The following is an 18,241-nucleotide window of genomic DNA, read 5'->3' on the forward strand; positions in this document are numbered from 1 at the left end:
GCCTCCAGAAAGGTCTATACGTGAATAGATTCACTTTGACTCTCTATCGCGCTGGATTCGCTTTGTCAATAGAAAATTCCCTGCGAAATCGGGGCGGAAGCACATCTGAAGCAAAATCGGCGGTGCACCGCTGGCAGGTCCCCTTGACACATTTTTCACACATGGTTAAGTAACCTTCTACCATGACCCAATGCTCAATTCAAATTCAATCGACCGCCAAGCAACAGGATAATGCGATGACAACTCAGACAACTCAACCGAGCGAAGTTGAAACCCAGTTGAAAGAATATATCCGCTACCTCAAGGAGCGCGTGTTTTTTGAACCGCAGTCCGCCTCGTTACACTACAATCTGGGGCTGGCCTACGCGCGCAAGGGGTTGGCCGATGATGCCATATCCGAATTCAAGCAGGCCCTCGAATGCGATGCCACTCTGGCCCAGGCCCACGTGAACCTGGGAGGATTATACTTTCAAAAAGGCAGTCTGGAGCAATGCATTGAAGCCAATCTCAAGGCTCTGGAAATCGACCCGAAGCTGCCCATGGCACACAGTAACCTCGGCTTTGCCTACCTGCAGAAAGGCGATTACGCCAAAGCCATTGAATCGAGCAAGCGGGCCATTGAATCTTCTCCGGACCTGCTTCAGGCGTATAATACATTGGCCGTTGCCTACCTGCAGACGGATCAAGTGCAGGCAAGCATCGAAGCTTCACAGAACATACTCGGGCTCAACGAGAGCTTTGCCCCTGCCCATTATAATCTGGCGGTTGCCTACCGCATGAATGGCCAACCGCAAGAAGCCAGGGAACATTACGACCGAGCCTTAGCCCTTGGTTATCCCGTTGATCCGGATGCCCGGGCCGAATGGGATGAGCTTGAATAGACCTCACCGGCATAGTGAAAGGCTGTCTGCATGATGGAAGTATCCAAGGACATGTTCGTCATCATCGAGTATACCGTTCGCCTGCAGGACGGTTCCTACGTCAAGGGGGAAAAGGGACCGGTTTCACTCAATTTTGTGGTCGATTACAACCAGATACTGCCGGCCCTCGAGCGCAGGCTGCTGGGGCTCAGAGCAGGGGAAAAGGCGGATTTTGTGATCCCGGCGCGAGAAGCTTTTGGGGAGCATGATCCGTCCCAGGTGCGCACCAAGACCTTTGACGAATTTCCCGAGGGACGTCACCTGGCGGAAGGCAAATGGGCCGTGGCAACCAACGAACAAACCCAGGCCCGGTACAGCTATTATGTGAAGGAAAAGACGGACCGGTCGGTGACCCTGGACTTCAATCATCCCCTTGCCGGACAAGACCTCTACTATCGAGTGGAAGTCACCCATATTCGCCCGGCTTTGCCGGAAGAACTCGAATATTTGAGACCGTGCGAGGGCAACGAAAATCCGCAGGTCTCATCGTTGGCTCATGCGTAACAAAACCGTCCACGCTTTCACGGGAAGATGACTTTGGATTCCATGCAGGCCGGGGGCAATCGTCCCGGCTGGAGTGGCATGTGTCGCTCGCAAGCTGTCACTCCTTGGCGGGAACTCGTTTGCCGTACCAGTTGCAGAATTCCAGAAGGATGCGTGCTCGAGGTTCCCCGCGCAGCAAACCCACACACAATTCGAACAGCTCCTTTTGAATCACCTCGGAATGCCCGCTCTGGGGGTGGACCTGCAGAAACTCCCGCAGCAGCGTGCCGGCATTCAATGAAACCTGGCTGAACATCCGCTCACGCGGGTCTTTCGGCTCCTGGAAAGGATTCCACTTATCGTAGCCCATACGCAAAATGCGTTCCTGGCCGCGTTTGGACATGCCATCAAAAATGGCTTTCTTGCGTATTTCATACTCTTGCTCATCATGCGCCATTGATTTCTACTCCCAAAACAGTTTCAGCCTGATCTTCTTGAATTCTCTCGTGCTGAAGAGAATTTCATAGTCGTGCAGGTGGATCGCCTCCGCAAGTTTTTCAGCAATCCTTCGGCATTCCTCCATAGTACGGCCGTGCACCATGGCATACAGGTTGTACGGCCAAACCGGGTACGCCGGCCGATGGTAACAGTGGCTCACTTCGGCATGCGATGCGAGTATTTTGCCATACCTGTCAATTCCTTCCACAGGGCAGCTCCACACGACCATCCCATTGGCGCTGAATCCCACCTGGCGATGGTTGAGGACCGCGGCAAAGCGCCTTATCACACCGTGATCAAGCCATTTTGAGATAAGCGTCAACAATTCTTCTTCTTTCATATCCAAATCGTTGGCCCACAACTCGAAGGGGCTTTCCACCAATGGCAAATCTTCCTGTATGGTTCTCACAATCCTGATATTTGCGGAAGAAGAATCGAACGTATCGTCCGATTCTGTTTTCGGCTGCCCGGACCGATCATCATTCGCTGCGCTTTCCCCTTCCTCGAGCACGTCGAGCACTACCGCCAGTTTATACTTCTTCAGCGCCGGCAGAATGAGCGCCGGCCAGCCTCCCGCAGCAGACGACAGCCGCTCCACTGTCCCTTCCAGGGACTGCCCGGGAGGAACCGCAATGGTGTACCAAATGTTGTAAGCCCCGGGACGGAGATAATTGTGGCTGACCCCGGGGTATTGGTTGATGACAGCGGCGGCCCTTTCCACCTCATCCTGCGGCACCGCCATGGCCACCAGGCTGCTGCGATAGCCGAGTGCACCGGTATTAAAAATGGCGCTGATTTGCCGCACCAATCCCTCATCCTTGAGGAACTTGATGCGGCCGCGCACTTCTCGCGAATCTATTGCCAATCCCTCCGCCAACCTTTGGTAGGGTTTCGGCACTATTGGAAATGCGCGCTGTATGCGGTCGAGTATGACCCGGTTTACGGCATCCAAACGTCACTCCTTATCGCTCATTCACAGCGAGGCCCACCCGCAACTTCACCGTTCAGATCTCGCAAAGGATCGGTGATCCTCAGCCAATCCCTCAAACCATCATAAAATTCTTCACTGCATTGCGGCAAGGACATTGTCCTGCAAATGTTTCAGCTCAACATCACTGTAATGATACAACAACTCACTGAAAACTTCGACCCGGCTCCCTTTCCCGTTTGTTCTCACCCCCGTCTCGTGATATGTGTGGTTCACCATTTTATGCCAAACATGAGGTATTTACCAATGGCCACCGCCCTCACCATCCGCCACCTCGTCAATACGCCGGCCGGCCCGGTGCCGCTCAGCGCAGAGGGCGAACGGATTCCGCTTCCCGGCGGACCCGACAATGCCCTGTCGCAACTGTGCTACGGGCCATACCTCAAGGCCATCTCCGATTGTTTATGTCGCAACGCGTGTCAGCCCCTGCTGGAGCTTCTCTCCAAGCATGTCAAACGCTCCATTTCTCTGGCCGAAATCAAGCGGGTTGACCTGATCAGCGAAAAACACGGAACCCTTTATCAAGTGGCCCGGCTGAACGCCGATTTGGACGAGGGAGCATACTCACTGGCGGTGAATGTGGCAACCTATCCGGAACAACACGCCTTTTTGGAAAACGAGTTTCATCTCCTGCAACACTTGTGTGATAAATTTTATCCGGCTTTTTTGCCTACCCCCTACTTGAAGGGGGGAGCACTCTATAGAGATGAAAGCCTTGGCTGCATGAACCTGCAGTTTTTTGTCGCCGAATGGTTCGAAGATTTCCATGAGTTCCACCTCACCACACAGCCAAAGGAGGCTCACCCCGTCATCCAAGTGTGGAATGCTGATTCAGCAGACAGTGTGCTCACCCGGGAACAGACCCGTTCTCTCTACCGCTGCGCCGCTGCCATCCTGACAACCTATCTCGATGAACGCTCCTTTGAGCAGATCTATCCCTGGCATCACGCCGCCGGCGATTTCGTCGTGCGGGTGAAGCAGGGTGCCATTGATCTTCGACTCGTCACGGTACGGGACTATCGTTGTCTGCTCGCACCCGGTCCGGGCTGTGAAAATATCCTGGCGGCCATTTTACATTTTTTCCTCAATGCGACCATGCGCCTGCGACTGGACAGGTTGGACGGCACCGGAGCACTGGCCTGGGCAGGTCCTGACAGCTTGACGGGAATGACCGAGGGTTTTCTGGAAGCATGGGCGAAAAAACATCGCAGCACCCCTCACCTGCCTTCCTGCCATGAGATTTTGCAGGTGATGGGTGCCTTCACCCGGGAAGATTGGCTCTCCCTGGTTCCTCACGTTATCGATGACGGCCTGGTGGAAGCCGGTGAAGGGGAGTTTTTGAGGCCGCGTGCGCGGGAGCACGTCATTGCCCTGTGCCGGGCGCTGCGAGAAGCGGCGGCCGCTTGTCGCAGAACGTGACCCCAGAGCTATGGATAAACGACCACCTCCGGTTGTCAATGCCGCCAATGAATTGTATGATGCGGCATGTTTTGCTGTCCTCTTGTCCGTTACAACAAAACCCTGATCAAAAAGGAGTTGCATGATGGATGATGTCAAACGCATTCTGGTTGTCAGCAGATCGACCCAAAACTGCCGCAAAGCGGTCCATTACGGCGTCTCTTTGGCGAAGAAATATGGAACGGAACTGTATGTCGTTCATGTGATCCATGATCCTTTCAGCCTGGAGGGTTGGAACCTGCCCGTTCCCTCCCTGCACGAAGAATACGAAAGGCTGAAGGAAGCTGCCAAGGACGATCTGGATCGTATCATCAGCAAAGAGAAAGCCGAGGGATTGACGATTCACGAATGGGTAAGGGACGGAAAACCGGTAGAAGAAATTTTGAATATCGTGGAAAACGAACAGATTGATTTGTTGATCATGCTGGCGCATCAGGAAGGGCGTTTAGAACACTTCCTGTTCGGCCGCACCAATGAGACCATCGTGCGCAAAATGCCCTGCGCCATTCTGCTGGTGCATTGAAACGTTACTCCTCAGAAAACTGCTCGGGAGAGACAGCTCAGCGCATGATCGACACAATCACTGTGGATATCGGCACTCCCATCCACCTCGGCGCGCATGTATGCGGCGCAGGGATTAATTTCGCCGTGTTCAGTCGTCATGCCAGCCGCGTCTGGCTGGAACTGTTTGATGACCCGAGCGACACAGCAGCGGCAAGAACCATTGAATTGGATGCCCGCAATCACCGAACCGGAGACATCTGGCACATTAGAGTGCATGGGATCGGCCAGGGCCAGCTCTACGCTTTCCGGGCCGACGGGCCATACCTGCCTCATCAAGGGCACCGGTACAACCGCAACAGACTGCTGCTGGACCCATACGCTGTCGCCCTGCACGGAACAAGGAACTGGGATTTCCGTAAGGCCCGAGGCTACGATCCCAAATCACCGCTCGGCGACCTCTCCTGCTCGACCCGCGACAATGCACCGCACAGTCCAAAATGCCTCATTACCGACGGCGCATTTGACTGGCAGGGCGACAGGCCGCTGCGCCATTCCTGGTCCGATACCATCATTTATGAAACGCATGTGCGCGGTCTGACAATGCACCCTTCCTCGGCCGTCACTCATAGGGGATTATACCTGGGAGTCGTGGAGAAAATTCCATATCTCAAGGACCTGGGCATCACTGCCGTGGAGCTCATGCCGATCCAGGAATTCAATGAGAATGAGTTGCAGCGCATCAATCCCGTGACCGGTGCCCCCCTGCGCAATTACTGGGGATACAACACCATTTGTTTCTTTGCTCCGAGAGAACAGTATGCCGGTTGCTCACGGCCGGGCTGCCAGCTGACGGAGTTCAAAACCATGGTGCGCGAGCTTCATCGGGCCGGCATCGAAGTGATTCTGGACATTGTGTTCAACCACACCGGCGAAGGCGACGAACTGGGGCCGACCATCAATTTCCGCGGACTGGATAACCGTATCTATTACATGCTGGAAGATGACGCGCGCTTCTATCGGAATTATTCCGGATGCGGCAACACCAACAATTGCAATCATCCTGTGGTGCGCAATTATATCCTCGACTGTCTGCGCTACTGGACTGCGGAAATGCACGTGGACGGCTTCCGCTTCGACCTGGCGTCTGTTCTGGGTAGAGGCCAGGACGGAGAGTTGCTGGCGAATCCGCCGCTGCTTGAACGGATCGCCGAAGACCCCATTTTGCGTGACGTGAAACTGATCGCCGAAGCGTGGGATGCCGGCGGAGCCTACCAGGTCGGGTGCTTTCCCGGCCGCCGCTGGTCCGAATGGAACAGTCGTTTCAGAGACGAAGTGCGGCGCTACTGGCGCGGTGATGAAGGCATGATCGGCCATCTGGCAAGCCGCATTTGCGGCAGCGCGGATATCTATCAGCAGATCGACAAGGAGCCTCTCAACAGCATCAATTTCATCACCTGCCATGATGGATTCACCCTCAACGACCTGGTCAGTTATCAGTCCAAGCACAATGAAGCCAACGGGGAAGGCAACCGCGACGGGACAGACTTCAACTACAGTCACAATTATGGTTGCGAAGGTGAAACGGATGATCCATTGATTCAAACAATTCGCACCAGACAGATAAAGAACATGCTGGCAACGCTTCTCATCGCCCGGGGAGTTCCAATGATAGCAGGGGGCGACGAGTTCCGCCGAACACAGCAGGGCAACAACAACGCCTACTGCCAGGACAATGAGATTTCCTGGTATGACTGGAGTTATCTTGGCAGGTATGGAGCCGTTCACCGTTTCTGCAAGGAAATGATTGCCTTCCGCAAACGGCATAAACTGCTGCGCCTGGAAAGCTTTTATACCGATAAAGATGTTTTGTGGTTCGATCCAAAGGGTGACAGCCCGGACTGGAGCAGTTCGGACAAATCACTGGGATTGGTGATTCACGCGCGCCCAAACGCACCTTCGGATCGGACGCTCGGCATCCTGTTCAATGCCGAAGAACGCCGGGTGACTTTTAAACTGCCCACCCCGCCGCAGGGTGCCGCCTGGCATGTGGCAGTCGATACCGCCAAAGAGCCGCCGGACGATATTTGTCGTCGAGGTGAAGAGCGCATTCTCCCCGCCCGGCATCACTTCGATATGGAAGCTCGGTCAATGGTCATCCTGGTTTCCCGTAACAACCCTGACGGTGCCTGACAGACCGCTCTAATCCATAGGCCGGGGCAATCTTGAACCGGCCACACACACCGGTCCGGCTTGCCGGCGACGCCCCTAATGCATGCGGTGCCGGAACAGCCAGGCTGCCGACGCCAGGCACACCACCCCGATCACGGCCATGGGCCAGAACTGATGGATGAGCAGAGTAAAGGAAGAATTTTCCAGGAATACACTGCGCAGAACCACGAGATAATACCGTAGAGGGTTCAGCAGGGTGAGCTCTTGGACGATCTCGGGCATATTGGCAATGGGTGTGGCAAATCCGGACAGAATAATTGACGGCACTATGAACAGGAAAGCACCCAACAGCCCCTGCTGCTGGGTTACCGCAAGGGAAGAAATCATGAGCCCCACTCCCACGGCGGAGAGCAGAAAAAGCACAATGCCCGTATACAGAGTGAGGATATTCCCGCGCAACGGAACCTCAAACCACACGACGGCCAGCAGCATGATCAGGGAAGCCTCTCCGAGACCGATTATAAATCCGGGCAGGGCCTTCCCGAACAGGATCTCGACCGGGCGTAAAGGGGTCACCAGCAATTGATCAAACGTCCCCTGTTCGCGCTCGCGTGCCACCGACAGGCCGGTCACCAGAATGGTCACCACCAGCGTGAGGATGCCCACCACCCCCGGCACAATAAACCAGCGGCTTTCCAGGTTTTGATTAAACCAGAATCGAGTCACCAGGCGCGCGGGAGATTTGGGCAGCCCCTGGCGTTCTATCCAGCGGTCGTTGTAACCGGTCACAATGGAGCGCACGTAGCTCAGAACCACCATCGCGGTATTGGAATTTCTGCCGTCGACGATGACCTGCAGCTCAGCCGGGCGGCGCAACAGTAAATCGCGCGTGAACTGCGGGCCGATATGCAGCACCAGGAGCACTTTGCGGCCGTTGATGAGCGGAGCGATTTCCCTGTTGCTTGAAATCCTCGCAACTTCGCGAAAGTTGGTGGAACCGGTGAAAGCGGCCAGCAGGTCCCGGCTGGCACTGCCCGGATCTTCGTTGTACACGGCATAAGGGACGCGGTTCAGATCGAAAGTGGCCGCATAGCTGAAGACCAGCAACTGGACAAGCGGCGGCACGATAATCACGGTGCGGCTTTTTTTGTCCTTCAGCAAGGCCAAAAATTCCTTGATAGTGAGAGCGATGATGCGCCTGCCCATACGTCGTATCCTGCCTACTCGAGACGCTTGCGCGAGCGCCTGCGGGTGATTGCCAGAAACAGGGTTGCCATCGCCATCAAAGCCAGAGCGTTGGGTAACACCACCGACCAGACATTCCCGGCCAGGAATACACTCTGCAAAATGGCCACAAAGTACCTGGCGGCAACCGCATGAGTGAGCCCCTGTATGACGGGGGGCATGCTGCCTATGTCAAAAATGAATCCGGACAGGATAAAAGCCGGCAGGAAGGTGGCAATGATGGCAACCTGGCTGGCGACGAACTGACTCCTGGCCAGCGTGGAAATGAGCAGCCCCATGCCGAGAGCCGTCAACAGGAACAAGGCCGCGCCCGCAGACAGAAGCCAAAGGGAGCCACGCAGCGGAACGTGGAACAAAAAGACCGCCATCAGAACCGACAATCCCATGCCGCCCATGCCCAGGACAAAATAAGGCAGGAGCTTGCCGATGATCACTTCACGCATGGCGACGGGGCTCACCATGAGGGCCTCCATCGTGCCCCGTTCCCACTCCCGCGACATGATCAGTGCGGTCAGCAAGGCCCCGATCAGGGTCATAATCACAGCGATCAACCCGGGTACCAGAAAGTTTTGACTTCTCACCTCACTGTTGAACCAGATCCGCTGTTGCACTTGAACCGGCATGGGGGGTCCGCTGCCCCGGGCCTGCGACTCGCGTCTGATCCAGTCGTTCCAAACCCCTTCCACATAACCTGAGATGAGGCGCGCATTGTTGGCGTCAACCCCATTGATAATGACCTGAATGGCTCCGCCGTCGGCACGCTCAAGGCTTTCGGCAAAATCCTCGCGCACATAGACGAGGCCGTTGGCTTGATGCGTTAAGAGTGACCGCACGCCCTCCTGGATGCTTGGCACCTGCCGGGGATCGAAATAGTTCGAGCCCCAAAACCCCTTAGTGAATCGGTGGGTTGCAGCAGATGGATGTTCCACCACCAGAGTGATCGGGACATTCTCCGCATCCAGAGAAACACCATAACCGAACAAGAGGAGCAGCACAACGGGCATCAGGAAAGCAATGGCAATGCTGCTCGGATCGCGCAGGATCTGGAGGAATTCCTTGCGCATCAGACCGCGCAGGCGCATCGCCGCGCCCCCGCGTCTCGAGCTGCTCGTTTCGTCGGCCTTTGTCCCCATCATGCTTCAACCCCGTGCGAAAACCGGATGATCGCCCTCAACCGTTGCTCTCGCTTTCCTCTTCGTCCGCCTGGATGAGACTGATGAAGGCGTCTTCCATGGTCGGATCGGCATTTTCCCGAGAGCTCGCTTCCTGCTTAATTTCCGCGGGCACTCCCAGGGCGAGAATTTTACCGGCCGACATGATGGCCAGCCGGTCACAATATTCGGCTTCTTCCATGAAATGAGTCGTGACCAATACGGTCACGCCCTGTTCGGCCAGTTCATTGATGCGCAGCCAAAATTCGCGGCGCGCCAACGGATCGACACCCGATGTCGGCTCATCCAGAAACAGTATTTCCGGTTCATGCATGAGGGCGCAGGCCATGGCCAACCGCTGTTTATAACCCAGGGGCAGATCGCTGCTGACCGCATCGGCTTGGCCCTCCAATTCGAACTGCTGCAAAGCCCAGGCAATCTTTGCCGCACGGCGCTGTCCGTGCAGACCGTACACTCCGCTGAAAAAATTGAGATTCTGTCGAACGCTCAAATTGCCGTACAATGAAAATTTCTGTGACATATAACCGATGCGGGCGCGAGCAGCGGCAGCAGCTTTCCTTAAGTCCAGCCCCGCCACCCTCAGCTGCCCCCCACTGGGAGGCAGCAAGCCGCAAAGCATTCTGAAAGTGGTAGACTTTCCCGCCCCGTTCGCGCCCAGCAGTCCAAACACTTCCCCCTGCTTCACATCAAAAGTCACATGCTTCACCGCGTAAAAATCACCGAACCGGCGGGCCACATCATGCACTTCGATGACCTTGTTGTCGCCGCCGCCTATCCGCCGACGTTGATTAAAATCGGTTTGCGGCGCCAGGCTCTTAGGTTTGGACGTCTGCGATCTGAGCATGGCGATGAAGCTGTCTTCAAACCGTGCCGGAACCGGCTGCAGCAACGCATCATCGGAACCTTCCAGAAGTTCTTTGATGGCCGGTCGCTCGGTGGAATCCATGACCAACCGCACCCGTTCCCCCTGGATGACGGCATCGATAACGCCCGCACCCTGGGCGAGCTTTTTTTGTACGTTGCGTTTGTTCAACCCCGGTGCGCGGACTGTATAAGCGTGACCTTCCAGTTTCCTGCTGAATTCGCCGGGGGGCTTTTTGCCAAGCAGCTTGCCCAGATGCAGCATGATGACCTCGTGGCACTGTTCGGCTTCGTCCAGATAAGCCGTGCTCAGCACAACACTCATGCCCTGCTCGCGCACCAGTCGATCCACGATGCTCCACAACTCGCGGCGGGAAACCGGGTCCACTCCGACCGTGGGCTCATCCAGGAGCAGCAGCTGCGGTGGATGGATGAGCGTGCAAGCCAGGCCGAGTTTTTGCTTCATGCCACCGGAAAGGCGACCGGCCAGGCGCGATGTGAACGGGGCGAGCCCCGTCATGCGCATCAACTCCCGGTACCGATCGACCCTCTGGTCCCTGGCGACTCCCTGCAGGTCTGCATAAAGATCCAGATTTTCCTGAACGGTGAGGTCCTCGTAAAGGCCGAACCGCTGGGGCATGTAACCGATGGAGGCCTGCACCGCCAAAGAATCATGGGTGGCATCCAGGCCCAGGACCGTGATGGTACCGGTATCCGGAACGAGCAATCCCGCCGCCAGGCGCATCAGCGTCGTCTTGCCGGCTCCATCCGGCCCGATCAAGCCGGTGATCACCCCTGCCGGCACGCGCACCTCCACGTTATCCAGCGCCTTGATCTTGCGTTTACCGGCCGTGAAGGTCTTGCTGACGTTTTTGAACTCCAGCACCACCTGGTCGGGTGGACTGCCGTGATGGTGTGTCGTGGCTTCGTTGTCGTTCAATTTTGCTTGCAGCGATCGGCTTCGGTCCGTTCGTTGGCAACCGGCTGATCCAGCGGGATGGTCACTGTAGCCGGCATGCCCAGACGCAGTTGGTTTTCCGGGTTGCAGACATAAACCCGTACCTGATAGACCAGCTTGGTTCTCAGTTCCGTTGTCTCCACACTTTTGGGAGTGAACTCGGCAGTCGGGGAAATGAACCCGACCCAGGCTTCGTACCTTTTACCGGGGTAGCTGTCGGTTTCCACCCGGGCGGACATGCCCAGCCAAATTTTGCCCACTTGATTTTCCGGCACATAGGCTCTCACCCACACGGGATTGGTCAGAGCCAGGGTGTAAACCGCCCGTTGCGGTGAAGCCATGTCGCCGGGTTCCAAAATTCGATTTTGAATGACCCCGTCGGTGGGTGCAAAAAGATCCGCATCCATCAGCCTCTGATGTTCGAAGGCCAGTTCCGCCCGGTACGCCTCCAGTGTCGCCCTGGCCGCGGCGATGTCTTCCTTGCGCGGCCCTTCCACAGCCAGATCGAGTACTTCCCCGGCCGCCCTCAACCTGGCCTCGGCCGCTCTCGCATTGTTTCGGGCGACGGCTGTCTGTTCCTTGGAAATGGCATCCTGCTTCGCCAACGGCCGTCTGCGCTCATAGATTTGGTTGGCATTGCGCGCCTCCGCTGCGGCCGCTTCCTTTTCTGCACGCGCCTTGTGAATCTCCTGGGGGCGGCTCCCTGCCACAAGGCGCTCGACAATTTGCTCCTGCGCTTTGACCTGCGCCGCAACACGGGCAACAATGTTTTCCAGACGCACTTTTTCCAGGCTTCCCAACAGTTGCCCCTGCTTGACGCGATCGCCCTCCTGCGCCGCCAGCTTGGCGATGCGCTCACTGCCGTTGAAGGCCAGCTCCACCTGGCGAATATCCACATTGCCGTAGAGCACAAGCTCCGTTTGGGCTTGTTCCGGCTGACCTTGGCGCCACCGCCAATAGGCGCCTCCGGCCGCGGCGGCCATCAGCAACACCACTATAACAGCAACCCGTTTTTTCCGCATGTGCTTCCAAGCTCTCTTTTCAGGTGACAAAACAAACGAGGCGGCTATCCGAAAGGTTCCTCCGTCTGTGGCCTCCTCATCACACAGTCGTGTAGTCTAGCAGATAATGCCGTAAAAATGGACCTGTTATTCACTCCCATCCGCTGCCCCCATGCCCCCGGCAAAAGCCGATACCGGTCAATCCGGTAGCTTCCGGGAGTATCTTTCCAACATTCGTTGGGTTGTGCTGCGCTCTACCCAACCTGCCGGTCCGGCGACTCAATTGTGCGGAGCTGTATTCAGCCGCTTGTTCAGCTGAAATTCCTTGATGGCGCAGTAGATCACCGGGACTGTCAGCATCGTGATCACTTCAAAGGTCAGGCCGCCGAAGGAAGGAATCGCCATGGGGACCATGATTTCCGAGCCGCGCCCGGTAGACGTCAGCACGGGCAGCAGCGCAAGGATGGTGGTGGCGGTTGTCATCAGACAGGGCCGGATGCGCCGTTTGGCGGCTTCAATGGTGGTTCGCCTGATCTGCTCGGTGGTTTCCGGCTCCCGCCCGGCAAATCGTTGTTCCAGGTAAGTCGCCATGACGATATTGTCATCGGCGGCGATTCCGAACAGAGCCAGAAAGCCCACCCATACCGCCACGCTCAGGTTGATGGGGTGAATTTGGAAGAGCTCGCGCATGTTGGTGCCGAGCAGGCTGAAATCGAGAAACCACGGCTGCCCATAAAGCCAAATCATTATGAAGCCGCCGGCCCAGGCCACCGGAATGGACGAGAAAACCAGAAGCGTCGTAACCACCGAATTGAACTGCATGTAGAGAATCACAAAAATAATCAGCAGCACGATGGGCAGGATGACCTTCAATTTGTTCTCCGAACGGATGTGGTTCTCATAACTTCCCGTGAAGGAATAACTGACTCCCTCGGGCAGTTGCAGTTCCCCGCTCTCCAGCTTGTATTTAAGGTAATGCCTGGCCTGCTCGACCACATCGACCTCGGCAAAACCGGGCTTGCTGTCAAACAATACATAGCCCACCAGGAACGTATCTTCACTCTTGATTGCCTCGGGTCCCCGTGTGTACCTGATGTCCGCCAACTGCATCAGAGGAATCTGGGTTCCGTTTGCCGAGGGGACGAGAATTTTGCCCAGGGATTCAAGGTCGTCTCTCAGCTCGCGCAGATATCGAACCCTCACCGGGTACCTCTCTCTGCCCTCAACCGTTGTCATGATCTGGTCGCCCCCGATGGCCACTTCAACAACATCCTGCACCTGCTGCAGATCGATGGCATATTGAGCGATCGCCTGCCGATCGATATCGATCTCCAGGTAGGGCTTGCCGATCACGCGATCGGCGATGACCGAAGATGAGGCCACCGAAGGAACTTCTCTGAGGTATTTTTGGATTTCTCCGCAGGTCTTTTCGATGGTCTGCAGATCGGCGCCCTTGACCCTGACGCCCATGGCCGCCCGAATGCCGCTCTGCAGCATGACAATTCTGGCTGAGATGGGCTGCAGCTTGGGCGCTCGTGTAGTGCCTGGAACATTGGCCGCCTCGACGATCTCCTGCCAAATGTCGTCGGGTTCCTGAATCCCCCGCCATGCCTGACGTCCCGGGTTCAGCCCGGGGTCCAGGGCCGGCCGCCACAGGCGGAAAGGCTTGCCGTTGGGGTCGGCGATCAGCCGGTTTTCGTCATCGCGTTCAAACCGGCCGCGGACCAAATACGGCAGCCCATCCGGAGCTTTCAGGGGGATCCCTGTCGTGCTGCGGAAGAGATCGATCTCATCGGCTGAATACTTGAAAGACAAAGGACGCCCAGCCCGATCGCTGATGAACTTCGGCTTGTAATTGATGACCGTTTCCACCATGGACGTCGGGGCCGGATCAAGGGGGCTCTCGGCCCGGCCCAGTTTACCCACCACCAGCTCCACCTCGGGAATGGCCTGAATGGCCGTATCCTGCTTGCGCACGATGTCGAGAGCCTCACCTATGGAAGCATGAGGCATGGTGACCGGCATAAAAAGATACGATCCTTCGTCGAGGGGCGGCATGAATTCTTTACCGAGGCCGGGGAACTGCCGGGCGATGGAGGTGACCGCCGTCGTTTTTTTTATGAAATTTGGCAGCCATGAGTAAACGGGGGCGAACCCCGTCCACACGATCACCCCAAAGAACAGCATGGCCGCCGGCAACGCCAGGAAGATCTTTTTGTGACCCAGGCACCAGAACAGTATTTGCTCGTAATAGCGTTGCAGGATCAGGAAGGATGCCAGTAAACCGCCGATGAGGCCGCCCACGAACAGCGTATTCAGCAGCAGGCCCTGTTCCGGGCCGAAGGGAAGCCAGTGTCGCGCCAGTAAGATGGTGACGATAACCGCCACCAACCCGCAATTGATGGAGTTGATATACTTTCCGAAACCCTGGGGAAGCCAGTAGAGCAACAGCCGGTAGGCGCCTATGAGGGCCACCACCAGGCCGATCCACCAGTTCACCAGGAAGACGACGAGCAGACCCAGATAGATCAACGCTTCGAACAGGACCCAGCGGGGTGCTTTGATCTTGCGCTGTTTCGATCCAAACAGCATCGCGGCCAGCGGGGGTAACATGGTCAACGCCACGAGCGCCGATCCCGCCAGGGCAAAAGTCTTGGTGAATGCCAAAGGTCTGAAAAGCTTTCCTTCCGGCCCTTCCAAGGCAATGACCGGCAAAAAGCTGACGATCGTGGCCAGAGCCGCGGCAAGCACCGCACCGCCCACCTCGCGCGTCGCCCGAAACACCACCTTCAGCCGATTGTCACCGGCGCCGGCCGCTTGCGTGTGCTTCAGAATGTTCTCGCAGATGACGATCCCCATGTCGTCCAGGGTACCGATGGCAATGGCGATTCCCGACAGGGAAACCAGGTTGGCGTCCACGCCGAATAGTTTCATGGCAATGAAACCGATGAGGACTGCGAGGGGAAGCACCGCCGATATGAGCAGGGCGCTCTCGAGATGCATCACGGCCAGAATAATCACCACGATGGCCACCAGGATTTCCTCATATATGGCGTCATTGAGGGTCCCGAGAGTTTCATGGATCAGGTGGCTGCGGTCATAAAACGGCACAACGGCGACATGACTCACCGTGCCGTCAAGGAGAGTCCTCTGCGGCAGTCCGGGAGCGATCTCTTCGATTTTCTCCTTGACTCCCTTGATGACCGCCAAGGGATTGGCTCCATGCCGGGCCACGATGACCCCGCCGACCGCTTCGGCGCCCCCCTTGTCCAGGGCGCCGCGGCGCGCCGCAGGACCGTAAGCGACGTTGGCCACATTGCGGATGAACACCGGAACATCGTCCTGGACCTTTATGAGTGCATGCTGCAGGTCCTCCAGGTTCTCCACAAAACCCAAGCCGCGGATGACGTACTCCACCTTGTTGATTTCAATGGTGCGCGCACTCACATCGATGTTGGCCCTCTGGGCCGCGCGCACCACGTCTTCCAGCTTGACGTTGTAGATCCGCATGAGGTTGGGATCGACATCAATCTGGTACTCCTGGACAAAACCCCCAACCGAGGCGACTTCAGCCACTCCGTCCACCGCCAGGAGGGCATAGCGCACGTACCAGTCCTGCAGCGTCCGCAGCTCATGCAGATCCCAGCCCCCGCTGGGCCGGCCGCTCTCATCGCGGCCCTCCAGCACATACCAGAAAACCTGCCCCAGAGCCGTTGCATCCGGCCCGAGAGCGGGCTGAACGCCGGGGGGCAGAGTTCCCGCAGGGAGACTGTTGAGCTTTTCCAGCACCCGGGTCCGCGACCAGTAAAAGTCAATCTTATCCTGGAAGATGATGTAGATGTTAGAGAAGCCGAACATCGAGTAACCGCGAATGGTTTTGACCCCGGGAATGCCAAGGAGGGCGGCGGTGAGCGGATAGGTGATCTGGTCCTCGATGTCCTGGGGAGATCTTCCCGGCCATTCGGTGAAAACAATCTGCTGGTTTTCTCCTATGTCCGGAATGGCATCGACCGGCACCGGGTAGCGGGGCAGTCCACCCAAACGCCAGTCGAAGGGAGCCACCATAGCGCCCCAGAAGACGATGAGGAGAATCATCACAAAGACGATGATGCGCTTCTCCAGAGAGAACCAGATAACGCGATCCATCCAGTTGGAAAGATGGGGGGGAGAATTTTTTGCGGACTCGTTCATGGAGGTGCTGGTCACATACCGAGAAACGTGAACACGCTAATTTTCCCTTCTCGGCGGGATCGGTCGGGTGGTGTCGCCGTAGGTGCCTGGCCGCCTTCGGTTGATGATCGATTGGCTGCTTCGACTTCGGGAAGCTTCATCATGCTGCAGTTTGCCGCCGACCGGGTCATCCCCCTGCAAAGCCTGCATGCGACTTTCGGTGCGCTCATCCCAATAGTCCTGGTGCACCGCATCGGAACTGCCGGGGCGGTTGTGAGCGATGGCTGAATGGTCGCCGCCGATGCCCAGCATACTCGACTTGGCAAGAATTTGCACCGCGCTGTCGATTTTGAAGTTGCCGTTGACAACGACCCGTTCCCCCTCCTCCAGCCCACCCAGAACCACGTAGGAATCTTTGGCTTTAGGCCCAAGCAGCACTTCTCGCCCCTCAAACACGCCATCTTTATCCGGTAAAGCCACGTAGACCACCGCACGCTTGCCCGTAATCAAGGGTGCCGAAGCCGGTATCACGAGGGGTGCCTGTTCCTCCCTGCCGGCCGGTCTGTACACTTTGCCGGCGGCGGTCAACTGCGCTCGAATGACCGCCCGCACCAGCATTCCCGCCTTCAAGCGGCCGCCCTTGTCGGAACAAACCGCTGCGATGGAAAAGGTCCGAGCCTTGCTATTGAACACAGGATCGATGAAAACAACCTTCCCCTGGAACACCTCGCCGGGATAAGCGTCGGTTTGAAAATCCACTTCCTGGCCTTTTCGGATCCAGGGAAAATCGATCTCGTAGGCATCCAGCTTCACCCACACAAATTGCGGATCGGCTATGGTGAAAATGGGCGTACCGGTATTCACATAGGTCCCTTCGAAGGCGTTTTGCTCCGTTATCTGGCCGTACATCGGCGCGTAAACCGTGGCGATACCGGTTGCCTCACCCTTTTTCATCAGTTCGTCGATGTCTCGTTTGGGCATGCCCAGGATGCGGAGCTTATGCCTGATGGCCTCCACGGTCCGGTAAGCCTCCTCCACTTCAGGGGTCCTCTCACCGGGCGTCAGACTGTTCTGCTGGCGCGGCTGCACCTCGACGTCCCGGGCGACATGGGGTGATTTGTCCTGAAAAGAGAGAAAACTGGGCACATACCTGGTCGCTTCAACCAGCTGTTGTTGGGTCTGAAGGAGGTCGGATGAATAAATGTCGAACAGCGCGTCCCCCCAGCGCACAAACTGGCCTGCACGCTTGACATACACGCGATCGATGACGCCCGGGGTAAACGCAGTGATATAAGTCACATGGGCGGGATCGTAGTCGATTTTACCGAACAGCCTGACCTCGGCCGATACGAACTTACGTTCCACAGGCGCCGTACGAATTTCAGCCAAGCGCATCGCCTCCGCCGTCAACTCCAGCTTCGCCGCAGCACCCTCGGCATCGGCTTCACCTGAAATTCCAACCAGTTCCATGCCGCAGATGGGGCAGGTGCCGGCCCTATCCATCGGCGGGATGCACATCATCGGGCATACATAACGCGAGTGTCCGTCGCTTTCACCCGGCTTCAAAGCGGTCTGCTCGACGCCGGCGGACCCGCCTGCACCAGTGCCGCCGCGCATGGCATAACCAAAAACGATTCCCGCAAGCATCGCACCAACCAGTGCAATGGCCAGTGTTTTGGGTGAAAAACTTCTGCCGTTGTCCGCCATGTTATTCTCCAGGAAAAACATCAACCGCCTCGGCAGTTGACAAAAATCCTTCTCGACTGGTGAGGAAGCAAGCAGCCCTTCGATTCTATGGGAAAGCCTGCCTTCGC

The 18,241-nt window shown here is 56.9% G+C and carries 13 protein-coding genes; 5 read left to right on the forward strand and 8 right to left on the reverse strand.

The window, feature by feature from the left end; genetic code table 11:
* Window positions 1-236: 236 nt before the first annotated feature.
* Both K1V27_RS03670 and K1V27_RS03675 read left to right on the forward strand, forming a co-directional pair.
* Complete coding sequence (locus K1V27_RS03670; RefSeq protein WP_258928173.1) at window positions 237-881, forward strand: tetratricopeptide repeat protein; 645 nt, start codon at window positions 237-239, stop codon at window positions 879-881.
* Window positions 882-911: 30 nt separating this feature from the next.
* Window positions 912-1,424 (forward strand): FKBP-type peptidyl-prolyl cis-trans isomerase, encoded by a 513-nt coding sequence (locus K1V27_RS03675; RefSeq protein ID WP_258928174.1) that lies wholly within the window; start codon window positions 912-914, stop codon window positions 1,422-1,424.
* Window positions 1,425-1,521: 97 nt separating this feature from the next.
* Here K1V27_RS03675 and K1V27_RS03680 read toward each other — a convergent pair whose 3' ends face one another.
* Together K1V27_RS03680 and ahbB are read right to left on the reverse strand one after the other, a co-directional pair.
* Window positions 1,522-1,860 carry a hypothetical protein gene (locus K1V27_RS03680; protein WP_258928175.1) on the reverse strand — a complete coding sequence of 113 codons (339 nt, stop codon included), beginning with the start codon at window positions 1,858-1,860 and terminating at the stop codon, window positions 1,522-1,524.
* Window positions 1,861-1,866: 6 nt separating this feature from the next.
* The gene (gene ahbB, locus K1V27_RS03685) at window positions 1,867-2,853 is read right to left on the reverse strand and encodes a siroheme decarboxylase subunit beta (protein ID WP_258928176.1); all 987 of its coding nucleotides are present in this window, start codon (window positions 2,851-2,853) and stop codon (window positions 1,867-1,869) included.
* 282 nt (window positions 2,854-3,135) lie between these two features.
* Between ahbB and K1V27_RS03690 the strand changes: the two genes are divergently transcribed.
* The 3 genes from K1V27_RS03690 (at window position 3,136) to glgX (ending at window position 7,041) form a co-directional block, all read left to right on the forward strand.
* On the forward strand, window positions 3,136-4,308 hold the full coding sequence (locus K1V27_RS03690; RefSeq protein WP_258928177.1) for a hypothetical protein: 1,173 nt from the start codon (window positions 3,136-3,138) through the stop codon (window positions 4,306-4,308).
* Between the two features lie 121 nt (window positions 4,309-4,429).
* Window positions 4,430-4,870: a universal stress protein gene (locus tag K1V27_RS03695; RefSeq protein WP_258928178.1), complete on the forward strand. Its 441-nt coding sequence runs from the start codon at window positions 4,430-4,432 to the stop codon at window positions 4,868-4,870.
* 44 nt (window positions 4,871-4,914) lie between these two features.
* The gene (glgX, locus tag K1V27_RS03700; protein WP_258928179.1) at window positions 4,915-7,041 is read left to right on the forward strand and encodes a glycogen debranching protein GlgX; all 2,127 of its coding nucleotides are present in this window, start codon (window positions 4,915-4,917) and stop codon (window positions 7,039-7,041) included.
* Window positions 7,042-7,116: 75 nt separating this feature from the next.
* On the opposite strand, the gene K1V27_RS03705 is transcribed toward glgX, so the two are convergent.
* The 6 genes from K1V27_RS03705 to K1V27_RS03730 all read right to left on the reverse strand — a co-directional run bounded on the left by K1V27_RS03705 (window position 7,117) and on the right by K1V27_RS03730 (window position 18,134).
* Window positions 7,117-8,226, reverse strand: coding sequence for an ABC transporter permease (locus tag K1V27_RS03705; RefSeq protein ID WP_258928180.1), 1,110 nt, complete (start codon window positions 8,224-8,226; stop codon window positions 7,117-7,119).
* A gap of 14 nt (window positions 8,227-8,240) precedes the next feature.
* Window positions 8,241-9,401, reverse strand: coding sequence for an ABC transporter permease (locus tag K1V27_RS03710; RefSeq protein WP_258928181.1), 1,161 nt, complete (start codon window positions 9,399-9,401; stop codon window positions 8,241-8,243).
* A 34-nt stretch (window positions 9,402-9,435) separates the two neighbouring features.
* Complete coding sequence (locus K1V27_RS03715) at window positions 9,436-11,238, reverse strand: ATP-binding cassette domain-containing protein (RefSeq protein WP_258928182.1); 1,803 nt, start codon at window positions 11,236-11,238, stop codon at window positions 9,436-9,438.
* A complete protein-coding gene (locus tag K1V27_RS03720) occupies window positions 11,235-12,278 on the reverse strand; it encodes an HlyD family secretion protein (RefSeq protein ID WP_258928183.1) in 1,044 nt (347 codons plus the stop codon). The genes K1V27_RS03715 and K1V27_RS03720 overlap by 4 nt, the downstream gene beginning before the upstream one ends.
* A 258-nt stretch (window positions 12,279-12,536) precedes the next feature.
* Window positions 12,537-16,448, reverse strand: coding sequence for an efflux RND transporter permease subunit (locus tag K1V27_RS03725; protein ID WP_258928184.1), 3,912 nt, complete (start codon window positions 16,446-16,448; stop codon window positions 12,537-12,539).
* A gap of 36 nt (window positions 16,449-16,484) precedes the next feature.
* Entirely contained in the window at window positions 16,485-18,134 is a 1,650-nt protein-coding gene (locus K1V27_RS03730; protein WP_258928185.1) for an efflux RND transporter periplasmic adaptor subunit, read from the reverse strand.
* Between the last annotated feature and the right edge of the window lie 107 nt (window positions 18,135-18,241).

Origin of the sequence: Desulfoferrobacter suflitae, assembly GCF_022603395.1 — a bacterium.
Classification (GTDB): Bacteria; Desulfobacterota; Syntrophobacteria; order Syntrophobacterales; family Syntrophobacteraceae; genus Desulfoferrobacter; species Desulfoferrobacter suflitae.

Coding starts and splice junctions, on each gene's coding strand:
- K1V27_RS03680 (WP_258928175.1), bottom strand. CDS start 1,860: ATGGCGCATGATGAGCAAGAGTATGAAATACGCAAGAAAGCCATTTTT.
- K1V27_RS03720 (WP_258928183.1), bottom strand. CDS start 12,278: ATGCGGAAAAAACGGGTTGCTGTTATAGTGGTGTTGCTGATGGCCGCC.
- K1V27_RS03695 (WP_258928178.1), top strand. CDS start 4,430: ATGATGGATGATGTCAAACGCATTCTGGTTGTCAGCAGATCGACCCAA.
- K1V27_RS03725 (WP_258928184.1), bottom strand. CDS start 16,448: ATGAACGAGTCCGCAAAAAATTCTCCCCCCCATCTTTCCAACTGGATG.
- K1V27_RS03670 (WP_258928173.1), top strand. CDS start 237: ATGACAACTCAGACAACTCAACCGAGCGAAGTTGAAACCCAGTTGAAA.
- K1V27_RS03675 (WP_258928174.1), top strand. CDS start 912: ATGATGGAAGTATCCAAGGACATGTTCGTCATCATCGAGTATACCGTT.
- K1V27_RS03710 (WP_258928181.1), bottom strand. CDS start 9,401: ATGATGGGGACAAAGGCCGACGAAACGAGCAGCTCGAGACGCGGGGGC.
- glgX (WP_258928179.1), top strand. CDS start 4,915: ATGATCGACACAATCACTGTGGATATCGGCACTCCCATCCACCTCGGC.
- K1V27_RS03705 (WP_258928180.1), bottom strand. CDS start 8,226: ATGGGCAGGCGCATCATCGCTCTCACTATCAAGGAATTTTTGGCCTTG.
- K1V27_RS03730 (WP_258928185.1), bottom strand. CDS start 18,134: ATGGCGGACAACGGCAGAAGTTTTTCACCCAAAACACTGGCCATTGCA.
- K1V27_RS03690 (WP_258928177.1), top strand. CDS start 3,136: ATGGCCACCGCCCTCACCATCCGCCACCTCGTCAATACGCCGGCCGGC.